Origin of the sequence: Pantoea sp. PSNIH1 (assembly GCF_007680655.1) — a bacterium.
Classification (GTDB): Bacteria; Pseudomonadota; Gammaproteobacteria; order Enterobacterales; family Enterobacteriaceae; genus Pantoea; species Pantoea eucrina.
Map to the genome: position 1 here is coordinate 1,065,715 of NZ_VEIP01000001.1, position 26,995 is coordinate 1,092,709.

Annotated in this window: 28 protein-coding genes and 2 tRNA genes; 19 read left to right on the top strand and 11 right to left on the bottom strand. The window is 56.8% G+C overall.

The features are described from left to right. Positions 1–28 precede the first annotated feature (28 nt). Positions 29–1,003, bottom strand: a complete 975-nt coding sequence (locus FS690_RS04990) for a metal-dependent hydrolase (RefSeq protein WP_145339150.1) — start codon at positions 1,001–1,003, stop codon at positions 29–31. Positions 1,004–1,022: 19 nt separating this feature from the next. Then, the gene (gene rutR, locus FS690_RS04995; protein ID WP_104084755.1) at positions 1,023–1,658 is read right to left on the bottom strand and encodes an HTH-type transcriptional regulator RutR; all 636 of its coding nucleotides are present in this window, start codon (positions 1,656–1,658) and stop codon (positions 1,023–1,025) included. Positions 1,659–1,950: 292 nt separating this feature from the next. Between rutR and rutA the strand changes: the two genes are divergently transcribed. From rutA to rutG, 6 genes are read left to right on the top strand one after another with little or no spacing between them, the layout of a single operon-like run. Beyond that, on the top strand, positions 1,951–3,042 hold the full coding sequence (gene rutA, locus FS690_RS05000; RefSeq protein WP_094111354.1) for a pyrimidine utilization protein A: 1,092 nt from the start codon (positions 1,951–1,953) through the stop codon (positions 3,040–3,042). Further along, entirely contained in the window at positions 3,042–3,755 is a 714-nt protein-coding gene (gene rutB / locus FS690_RS05005) for a pyrimidine utilization protein B (RefSeq protein ID WP_145339151.1), read from the top strand. Before rutA ends, rutB begins: the two co-directional genes overlap by 1 nt. 25 nt (positions 3,756–3,780) lie before the next feature. Further along, positions 3,781–4,176, top strand: coding sequence for a pyrimidine utilization protein C (gene rutC, locus FS690_RS05010; protein ID WP_039383696.1), 396 nt, complete (start codon positions 3,781–3,783; stop codon positions 4,174–4,176). After that, positions 4,176–4,979, top strand: a complete 804-nt coding sequence (gene rutD, locus FS690_RS05015) for a pyrimidine utilization protein D (RefSeq protein ID WP_145339152.1) — start codon at positions 4,176–4,178, stop codon at positions 4,977–4,979. The genes rutC and rutD overlap by 1 nt, the downstream gene beginning before the upstream one ends. Positions 4,980–4,995: 16 nt before the next feature. Further along, complete coding sequence (gene rutF / locus FS690_RS05020; protein ID WP_039383691.1) at positions 4,996–5,517, top strand: NADH-dependent FMN reductase RutF; 522 nt, start codon at positions 4,996–4,998, stop codon at positions 5,515–5,517. A gap of 45 nt (positions 5,518–5,562) precedes the next feature. Further along, the gene (gene rutG, locus FS690_RS05025; RefSeq protein ID WP_104084751.1) at positions 5,563–6,888 is read left to right on the top strand and encodes a pyrimidine utilization transport protein G; all 1,326 of its coding nucleotides are present in this window, start codon (positions 5,563–5,565) and stop codon (positions 6,886–6,888) included. Here the strand turns inward: rutG and FS690_RS05030 are convergent. Continuing rightward, a complete protein-coding gene (locus FS690_RS05030; RefSeq protein WP_104084750.1) occupies positions 6,885–7,799 on the bottom strand; it encodes a DMT family transporter in 915 nt (304 codons plus the stop codon). The two genes, rutG and FS690_RS05030, sit on opposite strands and share 4 nt — an antisense overlap. A gap of 269 nt (positions 7,800–8,068) precedes the next feature. Here FS690_RS05030 and wrbA point away from each other — a divergent pair, with 269 nt between their 5' ends. Genes wrbA through FS690_RS05045 form a run of 3 tightly spaced genes read left to right on the top strand, consistent with a single transcriptional unit; the run spans position 8,069 to position 10,344 of the window. Continuing rightward, the gene (gene wrbA, locus FS690_RS05035; protein ID WP_065649652.1) at positions 8,069–8,668 is read left to right on the top strand and encodes an NAD(P)H:quinone oxidoreductase; all 600 of its coding nucleotides are present in this window, start codon (positions 8,069–8,071) and stop codon (positions 8,666–8,668) included. A gap of 18 nt (positions 8,669–8,686) precedes the next feature. Further along, positions 8,687–8,917 (top strand): YccJ family protein, encoded by a 231-nt coding sequence (locus FS690_RS05040; protein WP_039383674.1) that lies wholly within the window; start codon positions 8,687–8,689, stop codon positions 8,915–8,917. Positions 8,918–8,970: 53 nt separating this feature from the next. Next, complete coding sequence (locus FS690_RS05045) at positions 8,971–10,344, top strand: NAD-dependent succinate-semialdehyde dehydrogenase (protein ID WP_071668715.1); 1,374 nt, start codon at positions 8,971–8,973, stop codon at positions 10,342–10,344. 50 nt (positions 10,345–10,394) lie between these two features. On the opposite strand, the gene agp is transcribed toward FS690_RS05045, so the two are convergent. From agp to FS690_RS05060, 3 genes are all read right to left on the bottom strand, one after another. Further along, complete coding sequence (gene agp / locus FS690_RS05050; RefSeq protein WP_082032653.1) at positions 10,395–12,032, bottom strand: bifunctional glucose-1-phosphatase/inositol phosphatase; 1,638 nt, start codon at positions 12,030–12,032, stop codon at positions 10,395–10,397. A 223-nt stretch (positions 12,033–12,255) separates the two neighbouring features. Further along, positions 12,256–12,343, bottom strand: a tRNA-Ser gene (locus tag FS690_RS05055). Between the two features lie 34 nt (positions 12,344–12,377). After that, positions 12,378–12,465, bottom strand: a tRNA-Ser gene (locus FS690_RS05060). 223 nt (positions 12,466–12,688) lie between these two features. Here FS690_RS05060 and yccA point away from each other — a divergent pair. Both yccA and FS690_RS05070 read left to right on the top strand, forming a co-directional pair. Continuing rightward, complete coding sequence (gene yccA, locus FS690_RS05065; protein ID WP_108569222.1) at positions 12,689–13,345, top strand: FtsH protease modulator YccA; 657 nt, start codon at positions 12,689–12,691, stop codon at positions 13,343–13,345. A 100-nt stretch (positions 13,346–13,445) separates the two neighbouring features. Beyond that, positions 13,446–13,772, top strand: coding sequence for a TusE/DsrC/DsvC family sulfur relay protein (locus FS690_RS05070; RefSeq protein ID WP_094111453.1), 327 nt, complete (start codon positions 13,446–13,448; stop codon positions 13,770–13,772). On the opposite strand, the gene yccX is transcribed toward FS690_RS05070, so the two are convergent. Next, positions 13,773–14,051, bottom strand: coding sequence for an acylphosphatase (gene yccX, locus FS690_RS05075; RefSeq protein WP_104084748.1), 279 nt, complete (start codon positions 14,049–14,051; stop codon positions 13,773–13,775). It abuts the gene before it with no gap. Positions 14,052–14,136: 85 nt separating this feature from the next. Here yccX and rlmI point away from each other — a divergent pair, with 85 nt between their 5' ends. Together rlmI and hspQ are read left to right on the top strand one after the other, a co-directional pair. Beyond that, positions 14,137–15,327, top strand: a complete 1,191-nt coding sequence (gene rlmI, locus FS690_RS05080) for a 23S rRNA (cytosine(1962)-C(5))-methyltransferase RlmI (protein WP_039383665.1) — start codon at positions 14,137–14,139, stop codon at positions 15,325–15,327. A 59-nt stretch (positions 15,328–15,386) separates the two neighbouring features. Next, positions 15,387–15,704, top strand: a complete 318-nt coding sequence (hspQ, locus tag FS690_RS05085) for a heat shock protein HspQ (protein ID WP_039383664.1) — start codon at positions 15,387–15,389, stop codon at positions 15,702–15,704. A 38-nt stretch (positions 15,705–15,742) separates the two neighbouring features. Here the strand turns inward: hspQ and FS690_RS05090 are convergent, their stop codons facing one another. Continuing rightward, positions 15,743–16,159 carry a CoA-binding protein gene (locus tag FS690_RS05090; protein ID WP_039383662.1) on the bottom strand — a complete coding sequence of 139 codons (417 nt, stop codon included), beginning with the start codon at positions 16,157–16,159 and terminating at the stop codon, positions 15,743–15,745. 177 nt (positions 16,160–16,336) lie between these two features. On the opposite strand from FS690_RS05090, the gene FS690_RS05095 reads away from it, so the two are divergent. Then, positions 16,337–16,957 carry a DUF2057 family protein gene (locus tag FS690_RS05095; protein ID WP_039383659.1) on the top strand — a complete coding sequence of 207 codons (621 nt, stop codon included), beginning with the start codon at positions 16,337–16,339 and terminating at the stop codon, positions 16,955–16,957. A gap of 28 nt (positions 16,958–16,985) precedes the next feature. Here FS690_RS05095 and helD read toward each other — a convergent pair whose 3' ends face one another. Then, positions 16,986–19,040, bottom strand: a complete 2,055-nt coding sequence (gene helD / locus FS690_RS05100; protein WP_145339153.1) for a DNA helicase IV — start codon at positions 19,038–19,040, stop codon at positions 16,986–16,988. Between the two features lie 123 nt (positions 19,041–19,163). Here helD and FS690_RS05105 point away from each other — a divergent pair, with 123 nt between their 5' ends. After that, a complete protein-coding gene (locus FS690_RS05105; RefSeq protein ID WP_094111457.1) occupies positions 19,164–19,607 on the top strand; it encodes a YccF domain-containing protein in 444 nt (147 codons plus the stop codon). Between the two features lie 11 nt (positions 19,608–19,618). Then, on the top strand, positions 19,619–21,754 hold the full coding sequence (gene yccS / locus FS690_RS05110; RefSeq protein ID WP_145339154.1) for a YccS family putative transporter: 2,136 nt from the start codon (positions 19,619–19,621) through the stop codon (positions 21,752–21,754). 23 nt (positions 21,755–21,777) lie between these two features. Here yccS and FS690_RS05115 read toward each other — a convergent pair whose 3' ends face one another. Beyond that, complete coding sequence (locus tag FS690_RS05115; protein ID WP_145339338.1) at positions 21,778–22,380, bottom strand: TfoX/Sxy family DNA transformation protein; 603 nt, start codon at positions 22,378–22,380, stop codon at positions 21,778–21,780. Between the two features lie 221 nt (positions 22,381–22,601). Here FS690_RS05115 and sulA point away from each other — a divergent pair, with 221 nt between their 5' ends. Both sulA and ompA read left to right on the top strand, forming a co-directional pair. Next, the gene (gene sulA, locus FS690_RS05120; protein ID WP_104084744.1) at positions 22,602–23,093 is read left to right on the top strand and encodes an SOS-induced cell division inhibitor SulA; all 492 of its coding nucleotides are present in this window, start codon (positions 22,602–22,604) and stop codon (positions 23,091–23,093) included. Between the two features lie 349 nt (positions 23,094–23,442). Beyond that, a complete protein-coding gene (gene ompA / locus FS690_RS05125; protein ID WP_039383647.1) occupies positions 23,443–24,516 on the top strand; it encodes a porin OmpA in 1,074 nt (357 codons plus the stop codon). A gap of 54 nt (positions 24,517–24,570) precedes the next feature. Here the strand turns inward: ompA and matP are convergent, their stop codons facing one another. Beyond that, positions 24,571–25,035, bottom strand: coding sequence for a macrodomain Ter protein MatP (matP, locus tag FS690_RS05130; protein WP_139074201.1), 465 nt, complete (start codon positions 25,033–25,035; stop codon positions 24,571–24,573). Positions 25,036–25,105: 70 nt separating this feature from the next. On the opposite strand from matP, the gene FS690_RS05135 reads away from it, so the two are divergent. Then, positions 25,106–26,950 carry a Lon protease family protein gene (locus FS690_RS05135; protein ID WP_145339155.1) on the top strand — a complete coding sequence of 615 codons (1,845 nt, stop codon included), beginning with the start codon at positions 25,106–25,108 and terminating at the stop codon, positions 26,948–26,950. Positions 26,951–26,995: the final 45 nt, after the last annotated feature.

Here is a 26,995-nt window from a genome sequence, read left to right on the forward strand (position 1 = left end):
AAGGCCCGCTGCTGCGGGCCTTTTTCATTTATAACTGCTGCCAGAACTGATGCCAGGCACGCTGGAGTGACGGGCGTGCGGCCGCCTCACGCTGCGGCGCCGCTGCTGGCGCTTCCGGCCTGCCAAGATTAAAAGTAAAGGTGTAATCGGGCGCCTCACCCATACGCAAATCGCTAATCAGCGTATTGCCCGCCTGCTGACGCAGCGCATAAAAACCGTGACTGAACCAGACAACGCGCTCCGTATGCCACTGCCCTTTGAAAGGTGTCAGCAGCGCCATCTGACGATCGTGCCACGCAATCTGTAACGGCCGCCGGGGTGAAAACAGCGACCAGTACGCTTCGCCATAGCGATCCGGCGTAATAATGACCGTACGCCAGACCAGCGTGTTGAACGCCGTCGGCGTGACCAGCAGCCGCTGTGATACAACGTGTTGCTGCGCCAGCTGCTGTTCAATCTGCCGCGTGGCGACGCCCTGTATCACCATGCTCCAGCCCAGATAAAGCGTGCTGATTAACAGGCCCAGGCGGGTCCAGCGCACGCCGGTGGCATCACGCCGCCATAGCGCTACGCCCAGTGCGATAAGCAGCGGCAGCGTATAGAGCGGATCGACAATAAACATACTGCCGATGGCAAACGGATAGTCAGTGAGCGGCAGCCCAAGCTGCGTACCATACACGGTAGTGAGATCGAGCAGCGGATGGGTGATCAGCGCCAGCCAGAGGGCCAGGCACCAGCTGCGCCAGTGCGCTTTGCTGCGGGTGATCCCGGCGGCCAGCCAGCCGGCCAGCGGTGCCAGCAGCGTCAGGATCAGCAGCGCATGGCTCTCGGTGCGATGCAGCGTCATATTGCGTATTGCGTCGCCGTGATCGACGAACACATCCAGATCCGGCAGCGTACCGGCGACTGCCCCCGCCAGGGCCGCCTGCCATACCGGTACCCGGCGGTTCATGACGGCAACGGTAACTGCAGCGCCCAGCGCCAGTTGCGACAGCGAATCCATGCTTCTCCTCCCTCAATCGTTAGCGCACGCGAATGCCTTCGATAATCATCCGCTCTACGTTCTGCAACGTCTGTGCAAAAAAGTCGGGATCCTGCAGCGTCTGCCCGGTGACCGCCTCAACCTGCGAGGCAAAGTCAGCATAGTGCTGCGTGGTGGCCCAGAGCATAAAAAAGAGATGCTGCGGCTGAATGGCAGCCAGCTGTCCGGCGCTGATCCACTGCTCGACTATTGCCGCCTTACTCTCTACCAGCGCTTTCAGGTCGCCCGCCAGTTCACCACGCAGCAGTGGTGCGCCCTGCAGCATCTCCAGACAGAACAGCCGCGATGCCTGAGGATAATCGCGGGAGACCTCAAGCTTCAGGCGAATATAGTGGCGAATGGCCGTCAGGGGATCCTGGTCGGCGCGCAGCGCGCGCAGCGGTGCCAGCCAGACATCCAGAATCTCTTTCAGCACGGCGACATACAACACTTCCTTTGAAGGGTAATAGTAGAGCAGATTCGTTTTTGACACCTCTGCTCCCTCAGCCACCCGGTCAAGGCTGGTGCCATGAATACCGAACTGGGAAAACAGCGCCAGCGCCGCCTGCAGGATAGCGGCGCGTTTTGCGGTCGCCGCCTGCGAACGACGGCGCGGTTTTTTCTCATCATTTTTCATGCTGTTACCTCTCCCTGTCGTGAATTCACATCATAACACAGCTGGCAGATATGGCGGGCTGCACCTTTTTTGCCCGACGGCTGCCTGATTGCTGTGCATTTGTTTTGACCAAATGGTCTGAAAATCGCGGTGCCGTCCCGGCTGGCCGATCGGCGGTTCATATCCTGATGATATATATAAAAATTATTTATGTGGCACGCGACTTGCAATCAAGAGAGAGCGCCGCCCGCAGGATGCGTGCAGGAAGCAGCGCAGCGCGTGAAACCGTCCTATCAATGCAAAGAGGTGACATATGAAAATTGGTGTCTTTGTTCCGATTGGCAATAACGGCTGGCTGATCTCTACGCATGCGCCGCAGTACATGCCTACTTTTGAACTCAATAAAGCGATTGTGCAGCGCGCTGAGCACTATCACTTCGATTTTGCACTCTCAATGATCAAGCTGCGCGGCTTCGGCGGCAAAACGGAGTTCTGGGATCACAATATGGAGTCCTTTACGCTGATGGCCGGCCTGGCGGCGGTCACCTCGCGGATTGAGATCTACGCCACGGCTGCCACGCTGACGCTGCCACCCGCCATCGTGGCGCGTATGGCTGCGACCATCGACTCAATTTCTGGCGGACGCTTTGGCGTAAACCTCGTCACCGGCTGGCAGAAACCAGAGTATGAGCAGATGGGGATCTGGCCGGGCGATGACTATTTTGCCAGCCGTTATCAATACCTGACTGAGTATGTCACGGTGCTGCGCGATTTATGGGGAACCGGCCAGAGCGACTTCAAAGGTGATTTTTTCACGATGAACGACTGTCGCGTCAGCCCACGGCCGCAGAAGCCGATGAAGGTGATATGCGCCGGACAGAGTGATGCGGGCATGGCATTTTCAGCTCAGCATGCCGACTATAACTTTTGCTTTGGTAAGGGCGTTAATACGCCAGCCGCCTTTGCACCGACCGCAGCCCGCATGAAGCTTGCTGCTGAGCAGGCGGGCCGCGACGTCGGCTCCTACGTTCTGTTTATGATCATCGCCGCCGAGAGCGACGAAGCGGCCCGCGCAAAATGGGAGCACTACAAAGCTGGCGCCGACGAAGAGGCACTCGCGTGGCTCACGACTCAGAGCCAGCAGGATACCCGTTCAGGCAGCGATACTAACGTGCGTCAGATGGCTGACCCGACCTCCGCCGTTAACATCAATATGGGCACGTTAGTTGGCTCCTTTGCCAGCGTGGCACGCATGCTGGATGAAGTGGCTCAGGTTGATGGTACGCACGGCGTGCTACTGACCTTTGATGATTTCCTGGAGGGTATTGAAGCGTTCGGCCAGCGCATACAGCCGCTGATGCAGTGCCGTCGCAACGTGATCGCCGCGGCGCAGGAGGTAGCATAATGAAAACCGTCACCTGCGCACACACCGGCACCACATCGCATATCACTCTGCCCGCCCGTCCGGAGGCGATCGCCCTGCCTCCGGCTCAGAGCGCGCTGATTGTCGTCGACATGCAGAATGCCTACGCCACTAAAGGCGGCTATCTCGACCTGGCGGGATTTGATGTCTCTGCCACCGAGCCGGTTATCGCCAGAATTCATCACTCGGTCACCGCGGCACGCGCTGCCGGCGTACAGATTATCTGGTTCCAGAACGGCTGGGACAGCGATTACACCGAGGCGGGCGATGCGGGCTCCCCCAATTTTCACAAATCTAATGCGCTGAAAACCATGCGCCGCCAGCCTGAGCTGCAGGGCACCCTGCTGGCGAAAGGCACCTGGGATTATGCGCTGGTGGATGCGCTGACGCCCGAACCGGGTGATATCGTGCTGCCAAAACCGCGCTACAGCGGCTTTTTCAATACGCCGCTCGACAGCATGCTGCGCAGCCGCGGGATCCGTCATCTGATTTTTACCGGCATCGCCACCAACGTCTGCGTCGAGTCCACGCTGCGTGACGGCTTCTTTCTGGAATATTTCGGTGTGGTACTGGCTGACGCCACGCATCAGGCCGGACCTGATTTTGCGCAGCAGGCCGCGCTGTTCAATATCGAAACGTTTTTCGGCTGGGTCAGCGATACACAAACGTTCTGCGAAGCCCTGCAGGGTCAGTAACTTTTCGCTATCAGGAGATCAGACTATGCCCAAACGCGTCATTATCCCGGCTGGCAGCAGTACGCCGATCGCCCCGTTCGTACCCGGAACGCTGGCTGACGGCGTGGTGTACGTTTCCGGCACCCTGCCGTTCGATGCGGACAATAACGTGGTTCACGTCGGCGATGCGGCCGCGCAAACCCGCCACGTGCTGGAGACCATCAAAAACGTCATTGAAACCGCCGGCGGCTGCATGGCAGATGTCACGTTCAACTCTATTTTCATTACTGACTGGCAGCACTACGCCGCCGTGAATCAGGTCTATGCCGACTATTTTCCCGGCGATAAGCCCGCGCGCTTCTGTATTCAGTGCGGTCTGGTAAAACCTGACGCGCTGGTTGAGATTGCGTCTGTGGCGCACATCGGACAGGCGGAGGCGTAATGAAGCTGGATATCCACGGGTTGACCACTGCCGATGCGCCCACGCTGGTCCTCGCATCAGGCCTTGGTGGCGTTGCCGGATTCTGGCAGCCACAGCTGGCGGCGCTCAGCACCCGCTACCGCGTTGTCACATACGATCAGCGCGGCACCGGGCGCAGTGCAGCGCCGCTGCCTGAGGGTTACAGCCTGGCGATGATGGCAGCCGAGCTGGCGGAGGCGCTGGAACAGCATCAGATCGCGCGCTACAGCGTGGCTGGCCATGCGCTTGGGGGGCTGATTGGTTTGCAAATGGCGCTCGATCACCCCGATCGGGTTGAGCGCGTGGCGGTCATTAACGGCTGGCTGACGCTCAGCCCCCATACCGCGCGCTGTTTTAAGGTCAGAGAGGATCTGCTGCTGCAGGCGGGTACCGAAGCCTTTGTACGCGCTCAGCCGCTGTTTCTCTATCCTGCCGAATGGCTGGCGCAGCATCAGGCGCGCGCTGAGGCAGAAGAGAGGCATCACCAGCAGCACTTTCAGGGCACAGAGAATCTGTTGCGTCGTCTGCACGCGCTGAAAACGGCAGATTTTCGTGCCTGCGCCGCGCGCATCACCCAGCCGGTGCTGGCGATCTGCAGCCAGGACGATCTGCTGGTGCCGTGGAGCTGTTCAGCACAGCTGGCGGCAGCGCTGCCGCAGGGCCAGCTGCTGACCATGCCGTGGGGCGGCCACGCCATGAGCGTGACCGATAGCGATAATTTTAACACGCTGCTGCTGCGCTGGCTGGCTGAGACCGCTCAGCCCGCCTGTCTGGCAGCGGGCTGAGATCAGGAGTCTGAACATGAGCCTACATGCCCTTCCGGATTTACCCGCAGTCGATCGCGACACCTTTCGCAACGCTATGGCGCAGCTGGGTGCAGCCGTTAATGTTATCACCACCGATGGCCCGGCAGGCGTGGCTGGCTTTACCGCCTCCGCCGTCTGCAGCGTGACCGACTCCCCGCCGACGCTGCTGGTCTGCCTGAACCGCTCCGCCTCAGCCTGGCCGGCGTTTCGCGATAACCGTGCACTCTGCGTCAATACTCTCTCGGCAGACCAGCACGCCCTTTCCACGCTGTTCGGGGGCAAAACCGCGATGGCGGATCGCTTTGCCGCCGCGCAGTGGCAGACGCTTGCCAGCGGTGCTCCGCTGCTGGAGGCCGCGCTGATCTCCTTTGACTGCGAGATAACACAGCGGGTCAGCGTTGGCACACACGATATTCTGTTCTGTACGGTGCTGGCAGTGGCCCAGGGCGAGGCGCGCCAGGGGCTCGCCTGGTTCGATCGCGGTTATCACACCTTCTCCCGGCAGGATGCCCGCTGATACCGCATAACGCGGCCTGTTCTACTCACTCTCAGGAGATGATCTATGGCGAGTACCTGGTTTCCACGCTGGCGCGTTAAGTCAGCAATGACCGACGACGGCTTGATTGCCCCGGACGAGACGCTGCCGCTCGGGCAGACGCTGGTGCTTGGGCTGCAGCATGCGGTCGCAATGTTTGGCGCAACGGTACTGATGCCGCTGCTGATGGGGCTGGATGCCAATCTCGCTGTGTTACTCTCCGGGATCGGTACGCTGCTGTTCTTTTTTATTACCGGCGGGCGCGTACCGAGCTATCTCGGTTCCAGCGCCGCTTTTGTGGGCGTAGTGATTGCGGTCACCGGTTTCACCGGCCAGGGCCTTAACACTCACCTCTCCGTGGCGCTGGGCGGCATTATCGCCTGCGGCGCGCTCTATACCCTGATTGGTCTGATTGTGATGAAAGTGGGTACCGGCTGGATTGAGCGCCTGATGCCGCCGGTCGTCACCGGCGCCGTCGTTATGGCGATTGGCCTGAACCTGGCGCCGATTGCGGTGCACAGTGTTTCTGCCACCCTGTTCGACAGCTGGATGGCGGTGCTGACGGTGCTCTGTATCGGACTGGTGGCGGTCATGACGCGCGGGCTGGTACAGCGCCTGTTGATCCTGGTAGGGCTGATCGTGGCCTGGGCGTTCTATGCGCTGCTGACCAATGGCTTCGGCCTCGGTAAACCGGTGGATTTCAGCGGCGTGGCGCACGCCGCCTGGTTTGGCGTGCCGCATACGACTGCCCCTGTGTTCGACCTGCAGGCGATAGTGATGATTGCGCCGGTCGCCATTATTCTGGTCGCTGAAAATCTGGGGCATATTAAAGCGGTAGCAGCTATGACCGGACGCAATCTCGATCCGTGGATGGGCCGGGCGTTTGTTGGCGACGGTCTGGCCACTATGCTCTCTGGCTCTGCCGGCGGCAGCGGCGTGACAACCTATGCCGAAAACATAGGCGTCATGGCGGTTACGCGCGTCTACTCTACGCTGGCGTTCGTCGCCGCGGCCCTGATCGCAATACTGCTGGGTTTTTCACCGAAATTTGGCGCACTCATCCATACCGTGCCAGCACCGGTCATAGGCGGCGCGTCTATCGTGGTATTTGGCCTGATTGCGGTGGCCGGTGCCCGTATCTGGCTGCAGAATCAGGTCGATCTCGGGCAGAACGGTAATCTGATCATGGTCGCTACCACGCTGGTTCTGGGCGCCGGCGATTTTGCGCTTAAGATCGGCAGCTTCACGCTCGGCGGTATCGGCACCGCGACCTTTGGCGCCATTATCCTGAACGCAATTCTGCAGCACCGTAGCCGCGCGCCGGCCGGTTCAGCTGCACAGCCACACGGTTAAGGCTTCTGCGGTGCCTCATCGGGCACCGCTTTCTTACGCCGCAGCCGCAGCTCACTGACAATCACGCCACAGACAATCAGCGCACCGCCCAGCAGCGCGGCCGCAGGCAGTCGCTCCCCCGCGAGACGCCCGACAATTCCCGCCCAGACCGGCTCTCCGGCATAAATTACCGTAGCGCGTACCGGTGACACACTGCGCTGGGCCCAGTTCATCGTCACCTGAATCAGGGCGCTGGCGGCGCCCAGGCCTGCAGCGCTCAGCACCAGCGGCAGAGAAAACGACGGCAGCGCTTCACCGTTCGGGATCATAAACAGAAAGGCGCAAGCGGAGGCGACCAGCAGCTGCACCAGCGTTACCCGCCGCACATCCACCTGTCCGGCATAGCGGCTAATCAGAATGATCTCGGCAGCAATCGCCAGCGTGCTCAGCAGGGTCGCGCTCTCCCCGGCGCTGAGGGCGATGCCGCTCTGCTGCGGCCCCGCCACCAGCACCAGGCCGCTGAACGCCAGCGCAATGCCCAGCCATGCCATAATGCCAGGCGGCCGGCGCAGCACCAGCCACTGCAGCAGCGGCACCACCGGAACATAGAGCGCCGTCAGAAAGGCAGACTGGCTGCTGGAGATAGTCTGCATCCCCCAGGTTTGCAGGCCATAACCGCCCGCAATAGCCAGGCCAATCATTGTGCCCGCTCTGATTTCAAGCCAGGTCAGCGCGCGCAGATAGCGCCAGAAAAAACAGGCCAGCAGCAGTGACGCCGTGGCAAATCGCAGTCCGACAAAAAAAAACGGACCGGAGTATGCCATGGCGCGGTGCACCACCAGAAACGTGCCGCCCCAGACCATGGTGATGAAAATCAGCACCAGTTCCTGACGGGTAATGCGCAGATAAGGACGTGCAGGTAACGCAGACATAGAACACCTGATAAGTAGCCAGGCGTCATTCTGGCGTAACCCGGCCCGCAGGCGCAACAGCCGGCCGGGGTTATCTGCTCAGCGTGCAGCAATGTGATTCGCGTTCAGAATTACGACTCATCTGAAAAAATGCCATTTTAATACTAAAAATCATAACGTTAAATTTTTAAGCGTGCTAAATCTCAGCGGGCAGCAGCGCCATTTCCCGGCAGCCCGCGCATGCTCTTCTATACTCTTTTTACTTATCTTACCGGGAGGTTAGAACCACAATGGCAAAAGTTCTGGTGCTCTATTACTCAATGTATGGACATGTGGAAACCATGGCGCAGGCGGTTGCAGAAGGCGTGCAGCGCGTCAGCGGAGCCGAAGTGACTATTTTGCGCGTGCCGGAGAGTATGGATGCGGCGCGTTTTGCTGAGGTTGGCGGCAAGGTCGATCAGCAGGCAGCTGAGGCAACGCCGGACGATCTGACGCAGTATGATGCCATTATCGTTGGCACGCCGACCCGCTTTGGCAACATGTCAGGCCAGATGCGCAACTTCTGGGATCGTACCGGCGGGCTGTGGGCCTCGGGCGCACTGCACGGAAAACTGGCCAGCGTGTTTACTTCTACCGGTACCGGCGGGGGCCAGGAACTGACGATAACGTCAGTATGGACTACGCTTGCCCATCACGGCATGGTCATTATTCCAATCGGCTACGGCACTAAAGAGATGTTTGATATCTCACAGGTGCGCGGCGGAACGCCTTATGGTGCGTCGACGCTGGCAGGCGGCGATGGTTCACGCCAGCCCACGCCTGAAGAGCTGCAAATTGCCCGCTATCAGGGTGAACATGTCGCCACTCTGGCGGTAAAACTCAAAGGATAAACTCAACAGGAGATCATTATGTCTACAGACCAGTCCAGAGCACATCGCGTCGGCGAATGGGCGAAAATTCGTCAGACGTCCCCGGAAATTGCAGAAGCGATCTTTGAAGTTGCCAATTACGATGAAAAACTGGCAGAGCAGATCTGGGAGCAGCAGGGCAATGATGATGTGCTGATGCGCGCGTTTGATAAAACCGATCAGGATGTTCTGACATGGGACAACGTCCCTGTCGAGCGCAAAAACGTGTGAGAACCGGCGGGCATGGCCCGCCTTTTTTATGGCAACACCAACAGGGGGACGCGATGACGGCTTACCAGAGCATCAATCCGGCAAATAATCAGCTGCTGAAAAACTGGGAGACACATGATGACGCCCGCGTGTACCAGGCGCTCGAAACCGCAGATGCGCTCTACCACTCAGCCTGGAGCAAAGGTGATATCCAGCCACGCCTCCAGGTGCTGAGCCGCCTGGCCGATCTCATGGAGCAGCGCAAAGAGGAGCTGGCCACCATAGCGAGTCGCGAAATGGGCAAGCTGATTGGTCAGAGCCGTGGTGAAGTCAGCATCTGCATCAGCATTGCGCGATATTACGCTGAGCATGCCGCTGCTTTTCTGCAGCCTCAGCCCTACGCCAGCGAAATCGGGGAAGCCTGGGTGGAATATCATCCGATTGGCGTTATCGTTGCGGTTGAACCATGGAACTTCCCTTATTATCAGCTGATGCGTGTTCTGGCACCTAATCTGGCGCTGGGTAATCCGGTGCTGGCAAAACATGCCAATATTGTGCCGCACTGCGCGGATATCTTTGAGCAACTGGTACGTGAAGCGGGTGCACCAGAAGGTGCCTGGAGTAATTTGTTTATCTCCAATGAGCAGGTGGCGGATCTTATCGCTGACGATCGCGTTCAGGGCGTGGCGCTGACCGGCTCCGAACGCGCCGGCAGTGCGGTTGCACAGCAGGCGGGCAAACACCTGAAAAAATCCACCCTTGAACTGGGTGGCAATGACGTCTTTATTGTTCTGGACGATGCTGACCTGGATGAAGCGGTACGCCAGGGCGTGCAGGCACGTCTGAGCAACTGCGGACAGGTCTGCACCGCTGCTAAACGGTTTATTGTGCATGCGCAGATTGCCGAGGCGTTCATGAGCAAATTCAGCGCCGCGCTGCAGTCCGCTGTGCCGGGCGATCCGCTGGATGAAAAAACCACGCTCGGACCGCTCTCGTCCCTTGATGCGCGTGACCGGCTGGCGCGACAGGTTGAAGAGGCGGTAGAGCATGGCGCAGAGCTGCGCTTTGGCGGGCGCATTATTGAAGGCGTCGGATGCTATTATCAGCCCACTCTGCTGACCGGGCTGACGCCCGATAATCCCGCTTATTATCAGGAGTTTTTTGGCCCGGTTGCGCAGCTCTATATTGCAGAGAGTGATGAGGCTGCCGTGGCGCTGGCGAACGATTCGCACTATGGCCTTGGCGGATCTATCTGGACGCGGGATATTGCGCGCGCGCGCCGGCTGGCGTCACAGATTGAGACCGGCATGGTGTTTATCAATTCACAGAGTGACACCGCAGCTGAGCTCCCCTTTGGCGGGATAAAACGCTCCGGTTACGGGCGTGAACTTTCCGATCTCGGTCTGAAAGAGTTTGCCAATCAGAAGCTGGTGGTTATTGCCGGCTGACGACCAAAAAAAACCCCGCCAGAGCGGGGTTTTTTATAGCCTGCTGCCGGTTAACCTGCGGTAGCAGGTTGCTGAGCTGGCTTTGCCTCAGCGGCGGGTTTACCGGATGCCGCCTCCGGCTGCGCGTTTTGCGCTGCAGCAGCATCAGCTTTCGCTTTATCTTCTGCTGCTTTGTCCGCTTTCGCTTTATCAGCCGCCGCTTTATCAGCGGCTGCTTTGTCCGCTTTCGCCTTATCAGCAGCGGTTTTCTCTGCGGCAGCGTCTGCTTTCGCCTTATCTGCGGCGGCGTCTGCTTTCGCTTTATCAGCAGCCGCCTGTTCAGCTTTATCTTTAGCTTTAGCGTTATCGTCAGCCGGTTTCTCTGCGGCAGCTTTCGCGTCCGGCGCACTATCTGCAGCCTGCTGCGGCTTCGCTTCCTGCACGGCCGCAGGCTGCATAGGCGTCCCCTGCAGTGCGCTGTTCAGTGCCGCAGAGAACTGCTCCCAGCTGCAATAGCCATTGGCATCAGTATCACAGCCGGCAAGCTGCAGCGTGACACGTTTTGGCGGGTTTTTGAGGCTCAGCACATCTGCGTTACGCAGCTGATCGGCGGTCTGATAGACATACTCTATTTTCAGCAAATCTTTGTTATTTTTGCCATCGTGCCAGCGTTCAAATACAACCTGTCCGCCGATAGGGGTTTTCTCATCGTTGCCCGGCAGAGTGTAAGGCTTCACCTGCAGCGCGCTGAGCAGCGAGGCGATATTTGAATCATGCCCTACCATCAGCGTTACTTTAGGTGCGCTGGCCTTATCTTCATCAACCAGCTGGCTGCGGATGTAATCCACCAGCGGTGCAGCAACTTCACGCGCAACCTCTGGCGAGCTGAAGAGCGCATCCTGATAACCGTTTTTGACTGACGCCAGCTCTTTCCACTGCTCAGGCGTTTTAATCTGCCCCCAGGCAACCTGCTCTGCCGGGAAACCTTCGTAATATTGCAGCGTGAACGCATCAACAAGGGAATTACCGATTTTCAGCGGACCGCTGACGCCTGGCTCTTTGCCATTATCTGCGCTGAAAGTGTTATCACCGCTGTCCAGCGTGCACTGCTTTTTACCATTGCAGGCAGGCGACGATTTATAATCAACAATCTTTTCCAGACGCTGCAGCGCAGGCTTCAGTGCCAGCTTCTCATTCTCTGCCGTCATCGCCGCCAGCGCTTTTTTGTTAAACGCTTCGCTGTCATCGGTAATCACCGGATTAAAGATGGGATCCATCGTTCCCATGGCATCCTGATGCGTTACTGCAACGTCACAGCCAGGAAAGGCACCCGCAGCAAAAAACTGTGCGGTCGCAACGGTGCGCTGAAGGCTATTTGCATAAATGAAAACATCGCTGGTATCCGGGCAATTGCCGCCAGCCAGCAGCCCCTGCTGCGTCAGCCACTGACGGGTATATTTACCCATATAGACTTCCAGCACGCCGCCTTTGGTGGTGAGTTCACCGCCCGGCACATCCCATTGCGGCCAGCTCTTTTTAGTGGATTGCTCCAGTGCGCTGCCGTTTGTCGCCAGCGGCGCACGCAGATTGTGACGGCTCAGCATCAGCACCTGCTGCAGCTGCATATCCCCTTCTGCTGCGGTCGCTGACAGGCTTACCGGAAGCGCCGCAACAACTGACAACGCGCAAAGACTCAGTTTTTTGATCATTGTGCCCATTCCATAATTCATCAGTGAAACACTCTGGCATTCAAACGATTAGCCCGCCAAAGAGCGAATTACCGCACAGTGTAACTCAGCTTGCTGACGAAAATCGCCCGCTGTTTATAAAAACTGTGAATGGACTATAGCAGCAAACGTCAGGGTTAGAGCAGCAGGAAGAGTCGGGGCGGGAAAAGCAAAAAGCCCGCATCGCTGCGGGCTTCTTTAAATTTGGCGGAGGAAGAGAGATTCGAACTCTCGGATGGTTTCCCATCGGCGGTTTTCAAGACCGCTGCCTTAAGCCACTCGGCCATCCCTCCGGATACAGATTGTACTTTATCTGCAGAGATAAAGTGGCGGAGGAGGAGAGATTCGAACTCTCGGATGGTTTCCCATCGGCGGTTTTCAAGACCGCTGCCTTAAGCCACTCGGCCACCCCTCCGCAATGAGGCGCACTATAAACATCCCCCAGGATGATGTAAAGCGATGAATGAATCGTTCGCCTGAAAAACAGCCAAATTTGTTTTTTTCGCCGTCAAAAACAGCATTCTGCTTACTGAAACAGCAATTTATCGCGTAAAGATGGGTAAAACGCCTTTGCTGTTCTGACCCCGCTGCGTATTCTCAGCGCATGTAAGGTGTCCTCTCTCTTTAAGGAGTAAATGATGGACAAAATTATCAGCTCATCACAGCAACAATCTCTGATCGGCACTCACAAAGTTCTGCGTAACACCTATTTTCTGCTCGGCCTGACGCTGGCGTTTTCTGCAGTGACCGCCACGCTGAGCACGGTCTATGCACTCCCCTCACCCGGCCTGATCCTGATGCTGGTAGGTTTTTATGGTTTGATGTTTCTGACATACCGTCTGGCAAATAGTCCGGCCGGAATAGCAGCAGCGTTCGCCTTCACCGGCTTCCTCGGCTACTGCCTGGGGCCTATCCTCAGTTCGTTTCTGAGCGCGGGCATGGGCGATGTTATCGCCATGGCGCTGGGCGGCACGGCGCTGGTCTTCTTCTGCTGTTCAGCCTATGTACTGACTACCCGGCGCGACATGTCATTCCTTGGCGGTATGATGATGGCAGGCTTTGTCGTTCTGCTGGTTGCAGTCGTAGCAAACCTGTTCCTGCAGCTGCCGGCCCTGCATCTGGCTATCAGCGCGCTTTTCATCCTCTTCTCTGCAGGGGCCATTCTGTGGGAGACCAGTAACATTATTCAGGGTGGCGAGACCAACTACATCCGCGCGACCGTTGGACTCTACGTCTCTCTCTATAACATCTTTGTCAGCCTGCTGAGCCTGCTGGGTTTCGCTAACCGCGACTAACGCTGCAGCGCACAAAAAGCAAACCCCGCTCTGGCGGGGTTTTTGCTTTTCCAGGCGGCGGGAATTTACAATAAGCGCAGATAACAGATGAGGAAAACGCGTGATTGTTAACGGCAGTGAGATTGTAACGGATGCAGAAGGCTATCTGACTAACCACGCAGACTGGTGTGAAGAGGTAGCGCTGGCGATCGCCCGGCAGGAAAACATTGAGATGAGCGAGGCTCACTGGGAGGTCGTCCACTTTGTACGCGACTTCTACCAGGAATTTAACACCTCGCCTGCAGTGCGCATGCTGGTAAAGGCGATGGCGAAAAAGTATGGCGAGGAAAAAGGCAACAGCCGCTATCTGTTCCGCCTCTTTCCGGACGGCCCGGCAAAGCAGGCGACAAAAATTGCCGGCCTGCCTAAACCCGCAAAGTGTCTCTGATCAGCCAGTGGTAAAGCTGGCCGGTCGTTCGGCCGGATCACAGGGCCTGGTCACGACGTTGTCCACCCGCGCACTGCGCGGCCCGCCTGCCTGAAGCCAGCTGATTAGCGTTTCGACCTGCCGTTCCGGACCGCAGGCCAGCACTTCGACGCTGCCATCGGACTGATTACGGGCGTAACCGGTCAGGCCCAGCGCTTTCGCCTGCTGCTGGGTGTGATAACGAAAGCCCACGCCCTGTACCATGCCATATACCCGGATTGTGCAGCTGCGTTCAGCCATAGTGCCTTTCCCCTATTCCGCGTTGCAATTTGGCGCCATCCGCCGGAAAATAGCGCCTCATTTTTTCAGGTAAGCATAGCAAACTATGACCGTTCGATTGATTCTCACCAAGGGACGTGAAAAATCCCTGCTCCGCCGTCATCCCTGGGTCTTTTCCGGCGCCGTTGCGCGCATGGAAGGAAAAGCGCAGTCTGGCGAAACTATTGATATCTGCGACAGCTCTGGCAAATGGCTGGCACGTGCCGCTTATTCACCGGAGTCGCAAATTCGCGCACGCGTCTGGAGCTGGCAACAGGATGAATCAATCGATATCGCCTTCTTTGTTCGCCGTTTAGAGCAGGCGCAACAGTGGCGTGACTGGCTGGCGACCCGCGACGGACTCGATAGCTATCGCCTGATCGCTGGCGAATCAGATGGTATGCCCGGCGTAACCATCGATCGCTTTGGTCATTTTCTGGTATTGCAGCTTCTGTCCGCAGGGGCAGAGTATCAGCGGCCTGCCATTGTCTCTGCGCTGCAGCAGTGCTATCCGGAGTGCGCTATCTACGATCGTTCCGACGTCGCCGTGCGTAAGAAAGAGGGGCTGCCGCTGGCACAGGGCCCGGTGAGCGGCGAACTGCCGCCTGCCCTGCTGCCTATTACCGAGCACGGTATGAAACTGCTGGTAGATATTCAGGGCGGCCATAAGACCGGCTACTATCTTGATCAGCGCGACAGCCGTTATGCCACCCGTCGCTATGCGCAGGACGCGCGCGTGCTTAACTGCTTCTCTTATACCGGCGGATTTGCCATTTCGGCGCTGCTCGGTGGCTGTCGCGAAGTGCTGAGCGTGGATACCTCACAGGATGCGCTGGACGTAGCAAAACAGAACGTTGAGCTGAACGGGCTCGACGTGTCGCGGGCACAGTTCCTGCGGGATGACGTTTTTAAACTGCTGCGCCGCTATCGTGATGCAGGCGAAAAGTTTGATCTGATTATTATGGATCCGCCTAAATTCGTTGAGAACAAAAACCAGCTGATGGGCGCCTGCCGTGGCTATAAAGATATCAATATGCTGGCGATGCAGCTGCTTAACCCAGGCGGTATTCTGCTGACGTTCTCCTGCTCCGGCCTGATGGCTACGGATTTATTTCAGAAGATTGTGGCCGATGCGGCGCTGGATGCCGGACGTGATGTACAATTTATAGAGCAGTTCCGTCAGGCGGCCGATCACCCGGTAATAGCCAGCTATCCTGAAGGTCTCTATCTGAAAGGTTTTGCCTGCCGCGTACTGTGACTTGAAAACCTGATCCCTGCCCCCATATTTAGTGGCAGGTAAAGTTTTGGGAGGTCGCAATGATTGCCAGTAAATTTGGAATTGGACAGCAGGTCCGGCATCGTCTTTCTGGCGTGCTGGGTGTCATCGTCGATGTTGACCCTGAGTATTCGCTGGATGAGCCGGAACTGGATGAAGTTGGTGCAACGGAAACGCTGCGTGCCGCCCCCTGGTATCATGTGGTGATGGAAGATGAAGAGGGCGAACAGGTGCACACCTACGTTGCAGAAGTGCAGCTGGCGGGTGAAACGCTGTTCGAGCACCCAGAGCAGCCCTCTATGGATGAGCTGGCCGCCTCTATCCGGCAGCAGCTGCAGGCACCCAGCCTGCGACATTAATTATATCGGCGACGCAGGTCGCCGTTTTATTGTCTGATTCAGGCTGGCGTAATATTCAGACGCGGGATTTCAATCTTTGGACAGCGGTCCATAATCACCGTCAGGCCAGCATCACTTGCCAGCACTGCCGCCTGCTCATTGATAACGCCGAGCTGCAGCCACAGCGTTTTCGCGCCAATCGCAATAGCGTCCTGTGCCACCTCCCATGCCGCCTCAGCATTACGGAATACATCTACCATATCGACTTTACCGGGGATTTCTGCCAGTGAAGCGTAGGCGGTCTGCCCCATCAGCTGCTGCCCGGCCAGTTTAGGGCTCACCGGAATCACCTCATATCCCTGATCCAGTAAGTAACGCATCACGCCATAGCTGGGACGAGCCGGTTTGTCGCTGGCCCCCACCAGTGCGATACGACGGGTATTCATCAGCACATCACGAATTGTTTGATCGTTCATTCATTTCCCCTTCTCTTTATTGCCAGAGTGTAGCTGCCCTTTCCGCTCGCGGCGCAAGCCGCAAAGATGAAATGTTTGCGCCAGGGCACGAATAAATATGTTTAAATGTAAATTTAGTGCCATAATGAAATACTTTGCTACACATCACTGATTACCCGCCATATTTCGGGAGTAGAAATGAAGCTGTCACCGGCTGTCACAGGCATTATTGCGCTGCTTGTCACAGCATCCTGCCCCGCCATTACGCTTAAACTCGATCCGCAGATTGATTTGCTGGTGCTGGACGGGCGGAAAATTGCCGGCTCACTATTAAAAGGCGCAGACAGCCTTGAGCTGGAACAGGGGCAGCATCAGTTTCTGTTTCGCGTTGAGAAACCCTGTCCTGACGCAACCCATTTCCAGTCAGTGCCGATGATTGTCACATTTACCGCGGAAGCACACTCTGTGGCGATCCACCTGCCCTCGCTGAACAGCCGGCGTGAACGCAGCACGTTTAATAAGCTCCTGAACTTCAGGCTGATTGATGAGCGGGGCACAGAAATTGCCAGCCTGCGCGATCGTCTGCCGCAGAGCAGCAGCGGTGACATGATGCAGGCGATGATGGCTTATAACCGCGCAGCACAGACGGCATCCGTACTGCGCTTTGCTGCTCCTTCGGCGACAGCAGTAAGCGAAAACCCCGATTTTGCCTGGCAGGATGCCAGCGATTTGCCCTCAATACAGCGCTGGTTTAAACGCTTTGATGCAGCAACCCGGCAAAAGTTACTGAGCTGGATGAAAACGTTACGCACCAGCTAGCGCCTCACTTTTCCTGGCGCTGCCTGGCTCAGGCTTTACGCGCTACCGGTACACCCAGCTCACGCAGCTGTTCAACAAAGCGCGACGGACAGGCTTTATTAAACAGCAGCCACACCTGTTCACGTGCCCGCGTCATAGCCACATAAGCGAGGCGCCGCTCTTCCGCATCGGGAAAATCTTCCACGGGTGGCAGCAGCCCCTCCTCCAGCACCGACTCACGCGCCGGAGCCGGAAAGCCATCGGCTCCCTGATGGAGGCCGGTCAGGATGACGTACTCCGCCTGCTGACCTTTACTGGCATGGATTGTCATAAACTCCAGCTGTAATCCGGGCCAGCGCGTTTTTGCCCGATCCAGCAGCGCCGGACGCAGATGATGGTAGCGCGCCAGCAGCAAAATCCTCTCTTCCGGTTTCGCAAATCCGCTGAGTTTGTCCAGCAGCCCCTCCAGTTGATCGTCCGGCAGCAGCGTTACCGCCTTTTTACTTCCTTTGCTCAGACTGGTGAGCGTTTTTTTCAGCTGGTGCGGATTTTGCTGGATAAAACCATTGGCAATGTCAGCAATGCGGCTATTGAAGCGATAGGTGGTATCCAGCACGCAGCTGTCGCCGTCGCCAAAATAGTGGTGAAAAGCGGTGGTCAGATTGAGCTTAGCGCCGCTAAAACGGTAGATTGCCTGCCAGTCATCGCCTGCAGCAAACAGGCTGGTATGAGCATTCTGCGCGCGCAACGCCTTTAAAAGTGCGGCACGCTGCGGCGAGATATCCTGAAACTCATCGACCAGAATATGCTTCCAGGGGCTGATAAAACGTCTTTTTTCCAGCACCTCTGTCGCCTGCTGGATCAGGCCGGCAAAATCAACGGCGCCCTCCGCTTTAAGCACACTTTTCCAGGCTTTCAGCAGCGGAGCCATCAGTTTTATCCGCTTACTGAAGCTATCGCGCCATGCTTCCGGAACGGCCGCGATTGTTTCCGCCTGATTACCGCTCTGCATCCGCAGCAGGCCCAGCCACTGCTCAAGACGCGGCGCCAGCCGCTGCGCGATAGCGCTATCCTGCCAGAATGCGCCGTCCGGCAACGTCCACGCCAGATCCTCCTCCAGCCACTGACGCCAGCCGCTGGCCTGCGCCTTTTTAGCCGCGCACTGCTCGCGCCAGCTCTCCAGCAGCAGCTGGCGACGGGCAGCGCTGTCACTCTCCAGCTGGCTGATAACCGGCGACTTGCGGCCACTCTCGCGAATAATATGCAGCGCCAGCGCATGAAAGGTACGCGCCTGCAACGCCTTTACGTTAAGTTGCGTGTCCAGGCGTTGATTTATCTCTTCTGCAGCCTCCCGGCCAAATGCCAGCAGCAGTATCTGGTCAGGATGAGCCAGTCGCCGCTGCAGCAGCCAGCCAGCACGTGCCACCAGCACGGCGGTTTTACCGCTGCCTGCACCCGCCAGGACCAGCAACGTCTCTTCACCATTAACCACCGCTTCTGCCTGCGCACGATTAAGCGGTGAGCGCTCAACCGTGGCGAAAAAATCCGGATTTGCCTGAATCACCTGCTCGCTCCAGCGACGGTTACGCTGGCGAATTGTGGCTTCGCCCTGCTCCAGCCACTGCCGGCAGCGATGCCAGCGTTCACGACAGTTATCCAGCGCCTCCAGGCGCGCCAGCGGCAGCGGCAGTGCCGCAATCGTCTCGTTAACCCGGGCCAGGATAGCAGCCAGCTCACTTCGCTTTAGCCAGCGATCCTCTGCGGTCAGCTGCGAAATATGCTGCAGCAGCTCATCCAGCACGCCCGTACTGATATGGCTCATTTCAGCGCTCCACTGCTGCCAGGCGTGCTGCAGATAGTGATAAAAACGCTGCGTCTCCTGCCACTCGGTACCATGCAGCCGCACCACCTGATTCTCCGCCAGCAAAAACTCCAGCTCGCCCCATACCAGACCGCGTTTGCAGCTGATATCCAGCAGCTGATTAAACGGAATAAGGTATTCATGACGATCGCCGCTGACTTCAACACCGGCGGTCAGCAAACGCACCCGGTTGTAAGGATGCTGCGCCAGACGTTTACCCATTGCTGTTGCTTTCAGTTCCATGTCCGCATCATCAGGTGAAATTCAGTTATTGCGCAGTTTACCTGTCAGACACTTGGCGCTCCAGCCTTAAAACAGGCTAAACTTGGCGGCACATATTGCGGATTGCAAAAGGAAAAACGCGTTATGCGCACCGTACTTAATATTCTGAATTTTATCCTTGGCGGCTTTCTCACTACGCTTGGCTGGCTCTTTGCCACGCTGGTCAGCATTGTGCTGATTTTTACGCTACCGCTGACGCGCTCCTGCTGGGAAATCACAAAACTTTCGCTGGTTCCGTTCGGCAATGAAGCGGTTCACGTTGATGTACTGCGTCCTGACAGCAAAAGTGCGTTTCTCAACGCTGGCGGTACATTTCTGAACATCTTCTGGCTTATTTTCTTTGGCTGGTGGCTTTGCGTAATGCATATCTCAACCGGAATCGTGCAGTGTCTGAGCATTATCGGTATTCCCACCGGGCTGGCGCACTTTAAGCTGGCTGCGATTTCACTCTGGCCGGTTGGCCGTCGGGTGGTCAGCGTGGAAGAGGCACAGGCAGCGCGTGAAGCTAACGCGCGCCGCCGCTACTGAGGATCCGGTTTATGTCCGACGCTATGCCCGCCTGGCGCCGCTATCTGTTTAACAGCAGCCTGCGCTATCTGCTGCGTATTTTTCTGGCGCTGTCGGGCTGCGCTGCGTTTCCCTGGTGGCTGCAGCAGGTAGAGTGGACCATTCCGCTTACGCTGGGGGTGGTCGCTGCCGCGCTGGCCGATCTTGACGACCGCTGGACAGGCCGTCTGCGCAATCTGATCATCACCCTGTGCTGCTTCTGTATCGCGTCGGTCTCCGTTGAGCTGCTTTTCCCCAGACCCTGGGCGTTCACTGCCGGCCTGGCGCTCTCAAGCTGGGGATTTATCCTGCTGGGCGCGCTTGGCCAGCGTTACGCGACCATCGCGTTTGGTGCCCTGCTGATTGCGGTATATACCATGCTGGGTATCGGGCTCTTTCCACAGTGGTGGATGCAGCCCGCGCTGCTGCTGACGGGAGCACTCTGGTACAACCTGCTGACCTTTATTGGCCACCTGATGTTTCCGGTGCGACCCGTTCAGGAGCAGCTGGCGGCCAGCTTTTCCCAGCTGGCACGTTATCTTGAGGCGAAAGCAAACCTGTTTGATCCGGACGGCGGTGAGCAGGATGATGCCGCTCTGATTGCCACCGCAATGGCTAACAGCCAGTTAGTCGCGCAGCTGAATCAGACTAAAAATACCATTCAGAGCCGGCTGCGCGGCGATCGGGGTTCGCGCAGTACCCGCCGCAGCCTGCATTACTATTTTGTGGCGCAGGATATTCATGAGCGCGCCAGCTCTTCGCACATACAGTATCATCAGCTGCGAAATAACTGGCGTTACAACGAAATCCTGTTCCGTTTTCAGCGTCTGCTGAATATGCAGGCGCAGGCGTGTCGCCAGCTGGCTGAAACGATCGTACTGCGCCAGCGCTGGCATCACAGCAGCCATTTCGAGCGTGCTTTTGCGCGCCTTGAGACGGCCCTTGAGCGCCTGCAGCAAAGCGACCCGGATGCCGGACATACCGCCCCGCTCTCCTGGTTACTGCGTAATCTGCGCGCCATTGATGCGCAACTTGCTTCGCTTGCTTCAGAACAGCAGCTGTTTGAGACGCCGCTGCAGAGTGAGCACCATCTTTCGCGTGACACGCTGCGTGGCTGGTCCGATATACGTCTGCGTCTGAGCCGTCACCTTACGCCCGCCTCTCCGCTGTTTCGCCACGCCATCCGAATGTCGCTGGTGCTCTGTATAGGTTATGCCTTTATTCAGATTACCGGGCTGCAGCGCGGTTACTGGATACTGCTTACCAGCCTGTTTGTCTGTCAGCCCAACTATAACGCCACGCGTCGCCGGCTGGCGCTGCGTATCGGAGGGACGCTGGCAGGTGTGGCAATCGGGCTGCCGGTGCTGTGGCTGGTGCCCTCGGTGGAGGGGCAGCTGCTGCTGATCGTCCTCAGCGGCGTGCTGTTTTTTGCTTTCCGTCAGATTCAGTATGCGCAGGCCACGCTGTTTATTACCCTGCTGGTACTGCTCTGCTTCAATTTACTGGGTGAAGGCTTTGACGTGGCCCTGCCGCGTATTGTTGATACGCTTCTGGGATGCGGACTTGCCTGGCTGGCGGTGGCGTTTGTCTGGCCTGACTGGCGTTTTCGCAAGCTCACCACAATAGCCGATCGCGCGCTGAATGCTAACTGCCGCTATCTGGATGCCATCATGGAACAGTATCATCAGGGCAAAGATAACCGACTGGCTTACCGGGTCGTACGCCGGGATGCGCACAACGCTGACGCTGAACTCGCCTCTGTGGTATCGAATATAAACAGTGAACGCCGGGCAGAGCAGACGCTGCGGGAGCACGCCTTCAGACTGCTCTGCCTTAATCACTCGTTTCTGAGCTATATCTCAGCGCTGGGCGCACATCGCACCCGCTTAACACCGGGGAAACTGCTCACGCTGCTTGATGACGCCGTCTGTTTTGTTGAGGATGTTTTACAGATTGAGTGCGTGACGAACGATCGGGTAGCCGCGATGCAACATACGCTTCAGCAGCGCATTGGCGAACTGAAAACCAGTACTGAAGCCCAGGCACCTTTGATTTTGCAGCAGCTCGATTTGCTGATCACACTGCTGCCTGAGATCGCTCGCCTGCGCCGCGCCCTGGCGCAGGCCTGAAACAGTAACAGCGGCTCCCGGGTTTACCGGCGTAGCCGCTCCTGGTACCAGCTGCTCAGCGCCTCTTTTACGTCAGCCGGAAGCGCCGCCTGATGATGGCCAGAGATCGCCCCTTCAAGTGCCAGCAGCGTTTTCAACCCGACATGCTTGTTGACGCTGCGCAGCTTAAGCCAGCTCTGTCGTGACCCCATCTCCTGCAGCGATTCCACCGAGCTGATCCCCGCTTTATGCAGCATCAGCTCCATACGCAAACTGAGATTAGGAAGATCCTTGAGCCGCAGCGAAATATGTTTTACTGCGGCATCAGCCTGTGCCGCCTGCAGGGAGCTGGCTGACAAACGGATCAGCTGTCTCCTGTCCTGCCATAGCTGCTGATCCACTTTGAAGTAGCTCAGGGTGACAGGGATGCCGCGCTTACGGTAAACCAGCGGCTCCAGCGGCCGCTGAACGGCATAAAGCCGCAGCGCCTCACTGGCGCGCAGGTAGAGCGTGTCATTATCAATATAGGCGAATACCACGCGCTCAATGGCCAGCGCATAGCCGCCAAACTGCGTACGCGACTCTATATCTCCCAGAACCGACAGGGCGTCGATCGATTGTTCTACTACCTCATTTTTTCGCTTCATCATGTCCCTTTCCCTCATTCCTTGTGCAGGGTATTTCCTATAAAACAGTGACTATTCATTTAGTTAGAAGATAAAAAAAACGATTTACTGATTCAACGAATAAAACGCTTTTGGTGCCATCTTCTGCCAGTTTTGAGAGACATTTTCAGAAAATGAAGTTGATCTCTGTTAATTTAAACAGTACTGTACATTCATCCAGTTCACTACTGAGCGAGTATATTATGCGCACGCATTTCTCTGGCCCTGTTGATCGTTCCTCCTGGTTAGCGCCTTCCACTGCAGTTCAGCCGTCAATGGGCGGTATAACGGAATTACGCTACAGTGAGCATCCTGGCATGATGCAATTGCTTCTGCTTCCGGTGCTCAAACAGCTGAGCGAACAGTCACGCTGGCAGCTCTGGCTGACGCCAGCGCATAAAGTCAGCCGCCGCTGGATCCAGCAGTCTGGTCTGCCGCTTGAGAAAAGTATGCATATTACTGAATCAAACCGGATCAGTACGGTTGAGAACATGGCGAAAGCGCTGCGTACCGGAAATTACAGCGTAGTGCTGGCCTGGATACCCTGTGAACTGCAAGAGAATGAGCGTCAGATGCTGCAGCAGGCAGCAGAAGAAGGCGAAGCTTTGGGTCTGATTATGCGCCCGGAAGAAGCTGATATCATTTCTGCCAGACAACCCGGAAGCACAAAAATTCCCTCGGATTTGTTTCATTAAGTAAAAAGTGAGATTTATCTCAGCTTTTTTTTCCGGCCTGTTGCCGCTAAGCTACTGATAATGTTCCCGCCAGTCAGGACAAGGGCTTAGCTGCAATTCTCTATTTACAGACCGAAAATTTTGCCCCGTCAATTGTTAAAATGTGTGTATTTACACCTGTTTTTTTACCTGCTCACCTCACATCATACTTGTAAGTTTTCAATCTCGTTGTAGACTTTAGCTCGCCAGGGTGCTCAATAACCTCCGTTTTTTCGGTAGAGTCATAAGCGAGCGTTCAGACCCGGCGAAGGATTACAACCAAGAGCAACCTTTTTGCTCATTGCCTATTTGGATGATAACGAGGCGCAAAATGAAAAAGACAGCTATCGCAATTGCAGTGGCACTGGCTGGCTTCGCTACCGTAGCGCAGGCCGCTCCTAAAGATGACACCTGGTACACCGGTGCTAAACTGGGCTGGTCTCAGTATCACGATACTGGTTACTACGGTAACGGTTACGCGAACAACGACGGTCCAACTCACGAATCTCAGCTGGGCGCAGGTGCTTTCCTGGGCTATCAGGCGAACCCATACCTGGGCTTCGAGCTGGGCTATGACTGGCTGGGCCGTATGCCTAACAAAGGCGACAACATCAACGGCGCATTCAAAGCGCAGGGCGTTCAGCTGGCAGCTAAACTGAGCTACCCGATTGCTGATGACCTTGACGTGTACACCCGTCTGGGTGGCATGGTATGGCGTGCAGATTCTACCCAGAACAACACTCTGACCGGCGAACGCCGCAGCGACCACGACACCGGCGTTTCTCCGCTGGCTGCAGTGGGTGTTGAATACGCAGTGACCAAGAACTGGGCAACCCGTCTGGATTACCAGTGGGTTAACAACATTGGTGATGCAGGTACCGTTGGCGCGCGTCCAGACAACGGCATGCTGAGCGTAGGCGTTGCATACCGCTTCGGTCAGGATGAAGCTGCTGCACCAATCGCTGCACCAGCTCCGGCACCAGCTCCGGTTGTTGAAACCAAGCGTTTCACTCTGAAATCTGACGTGCTGTTCACCTTCAACAAATCTACCCTGAAGCCAGAAGGCCAGCAGGCTCTGGATCAGCTGTACAGCCAGCTGAGCTCAATGGATCCTAAAGATGGTTCCGTTGTAGTTCTGGGCTTTACCGATCGCATCGGTTCAGACCAGTACAACCAGAAACTGTCTGAGAAACGTGCTCAGTCTGTTGTCGACTACCTGGTATCTAAAGGTATCCCGGCTAACAAAATCTCTGCACGTGGCATGGGCGAATCCAACCCGGTTACTGGCAACACCTGTGACAGCGTGAAAGGCCGTAATGCCCTGATCGACTGCCTGGGTCCAGACCGTCGCGTTGAGATCGACGTGAAAGGCATCAAAGACGTTGTAACTCAGCCACAGGCTTAAGTTATCGCGTAAAAAAACCCCGCTCCGGCGGGGTTTTTTGTTTCTGCTATCTGCTTACTTTTTGTTCTCTTCGCTGCCTAAGATGGCCTGCAGATCCTGCTTTAACGTAGACATCTGACTGGCATATTTCTCTTTCCGTTCGGCATCTTCAATCAGCTGTACAATTGTCTCAGAGAGCGTGCAGTGGCGACGCTGCGCCAGGCCCGCCAGCCGTTGCCACACCAGATATTCTAAATCGATAGATTTTTTACGCGTATGCTGGTGTTCAGCATTGAAGTGACGCTTGCGGCGGGCACGTATGGTTTGCTTCAGGCGATTTTCCAGACCCGGATGAATATGCTGCGCAATCCACTGGTTCACCTCAACCGGCGTATTTTCCAGCGCAAGCAGCGCGTCAACCGCAGCCTGTGCCGCGCTGAGCTCCAGATAGCGGGTGATTAGCTCCCCCTCCCGATGTTTTTTCACCAGGTATTTCCATTTCCATCCACTTTCCAGATTTTCAAGCTGCTGGTATTTCATCGGAATCCCACCGTGACCACGTAACAACTTAAGAATAACAGCTTTTTTGCGCGATGCAGCAACGAAAAACATGTTGCTCCTGTCACATTCACTACCGGAACTCGCCGTGATAAACCCGGTTGTATCCTGTATAATCACGCTTTTCCTAAATCAGACTAATGCGAATATTTTGACCAGCAACCAACTTACGTGGCAAGCCCTGCAGCCAGATAGCACCCCCTGGCAGACCCTCTTTTCAACGGTTTCACTGAAAGATAGCGATAGCCTTGCCGCGGTTCAGCCGCGTTTGCTGAATGCGCTGGCGCATTTACACCATCAGTCTGCGGGTTTTCCGCTGCTACTGTTACGCAGCCAGGAAAATAGCGACTATCTCGCCTGGATTGCCGGGGCCGCACGGCGTTTTCAGCCTGATGCCGGGCAGCTCTATGGCGGTGACTATCATGTGATGGGCGACACCGTTACGCTGCTGCCGCCTTCAGATATCAACCGTCCTTTTACCAGTAGCGGCGGCGTGTTTTATGCTGACTGGATCGAAGCAGAGCAGCTGTTTGGCTGCGTGCGTCAGTATAAGGATCGCGTGATGCCTGAGCCCGGGCTGCTGCATCGCGCCAACGGCGGCACGCTGATCCTGTCTATCAATACGCTGCTGGCACAGCCCCTGCTCTGGCTGCGCCTGCGCCGGTGTATCGAACTGCAGCAGTTTGAGTGGTATTCGCAGGATGAGCGACAGCCCCTGCCGGTGACAATTCCAGCTCTGCCGCTCAGCGTCCGCCTGGTTCTGTGCGGCGATCGCGATGCGCTGGCCAGCTTTCAGGAGCTGGATGCCGAAGTGCACGAAATGGCGCTCTACAGTGAGTTTGAAGAGAACCTGCAGATTGCCGATGAGAGCGATATGCTCAACTGGTGTCAGTGGGTTCTGACGCAGGCAGCACGGGCAGACCTTAATGCTCCGGAGGCTGATTTCTGGCCACCGCTGCTGACGGAAGCGGTACGTTTTACCGGCGATCAGGATACGCTGCCGCTCTGTCCGCGCTGGCTGAGGCGACAGCTGCATGAGGCCGCCCTGCACGGCGACATCATCAATGGTGAAGCGCTGACGGAGGCGCTTGAAGCACGCCAGTGGCGGGAAAACTACCTTACTGAACGCATGCGCGATGAGATCCTGCTAAATCAGATCATGATTGAAACAGATGGCGAGGTTATCGGACAGATCAATGGCCTGTCGGTTATTGAGTTTCCGGGGCACCCGCGTGCCTGGGGTGAGCCGTCACGTATTACCTGCGTGGTGCATCCGGGCGATGGCGAACTCAACGATGTGGAGCGTAAAGCTGAGCTGGGCGGCAATATTCATGCCAAAGGCATGATGATTATGCAGGCCTATCTGATTGCTGAGCTGGAACTCGATCAGCCACTGCCCTTCTCCGCTTCGATGGTGTTTGAGCAATCTTACTCTGAAGTGGATGGTGACAGCGCCTCGCTGGCTGAGCTGTGCGCATTAATCAGCGCGCTGGCTAATCAGCCGCTGAGCCAGCAGATTGCGGTGACCGGCTCTGTTGATCAGTTTGGCAATGTGCAGCCGGTCGGTGGCCTCAACGAAAAAATCGAAGGCTTTTTTCATGTCTGCCAGGCGCGTGAGCTGACCGGTAAGCAGGGCGTCATTCTGCCTGCCTCTAACGTGCGTCATCTCAGTCTTAGTCAGGAGATCGTTGACGCGGTGAAAGCAGGAGAGTTTCATCTGTGGGCAATTGACCGTATCGATGAAGCCCTGCCGCTGCTGACCGGCGTGGCGTGGCAGAGCGAGAGCGGTGAATCGCTGCTGACTATGATTCAGACCCGCATTACGCAGTTTAACCAGCAGGAATCTGCACCCCGCCCGTGGCCGTTACGCTGGCTTAACTGGTTTAACCACAAATAGGGGCATTGCCCGGCGTACAACTGTTCGCTAATATTCGGGCTTCAC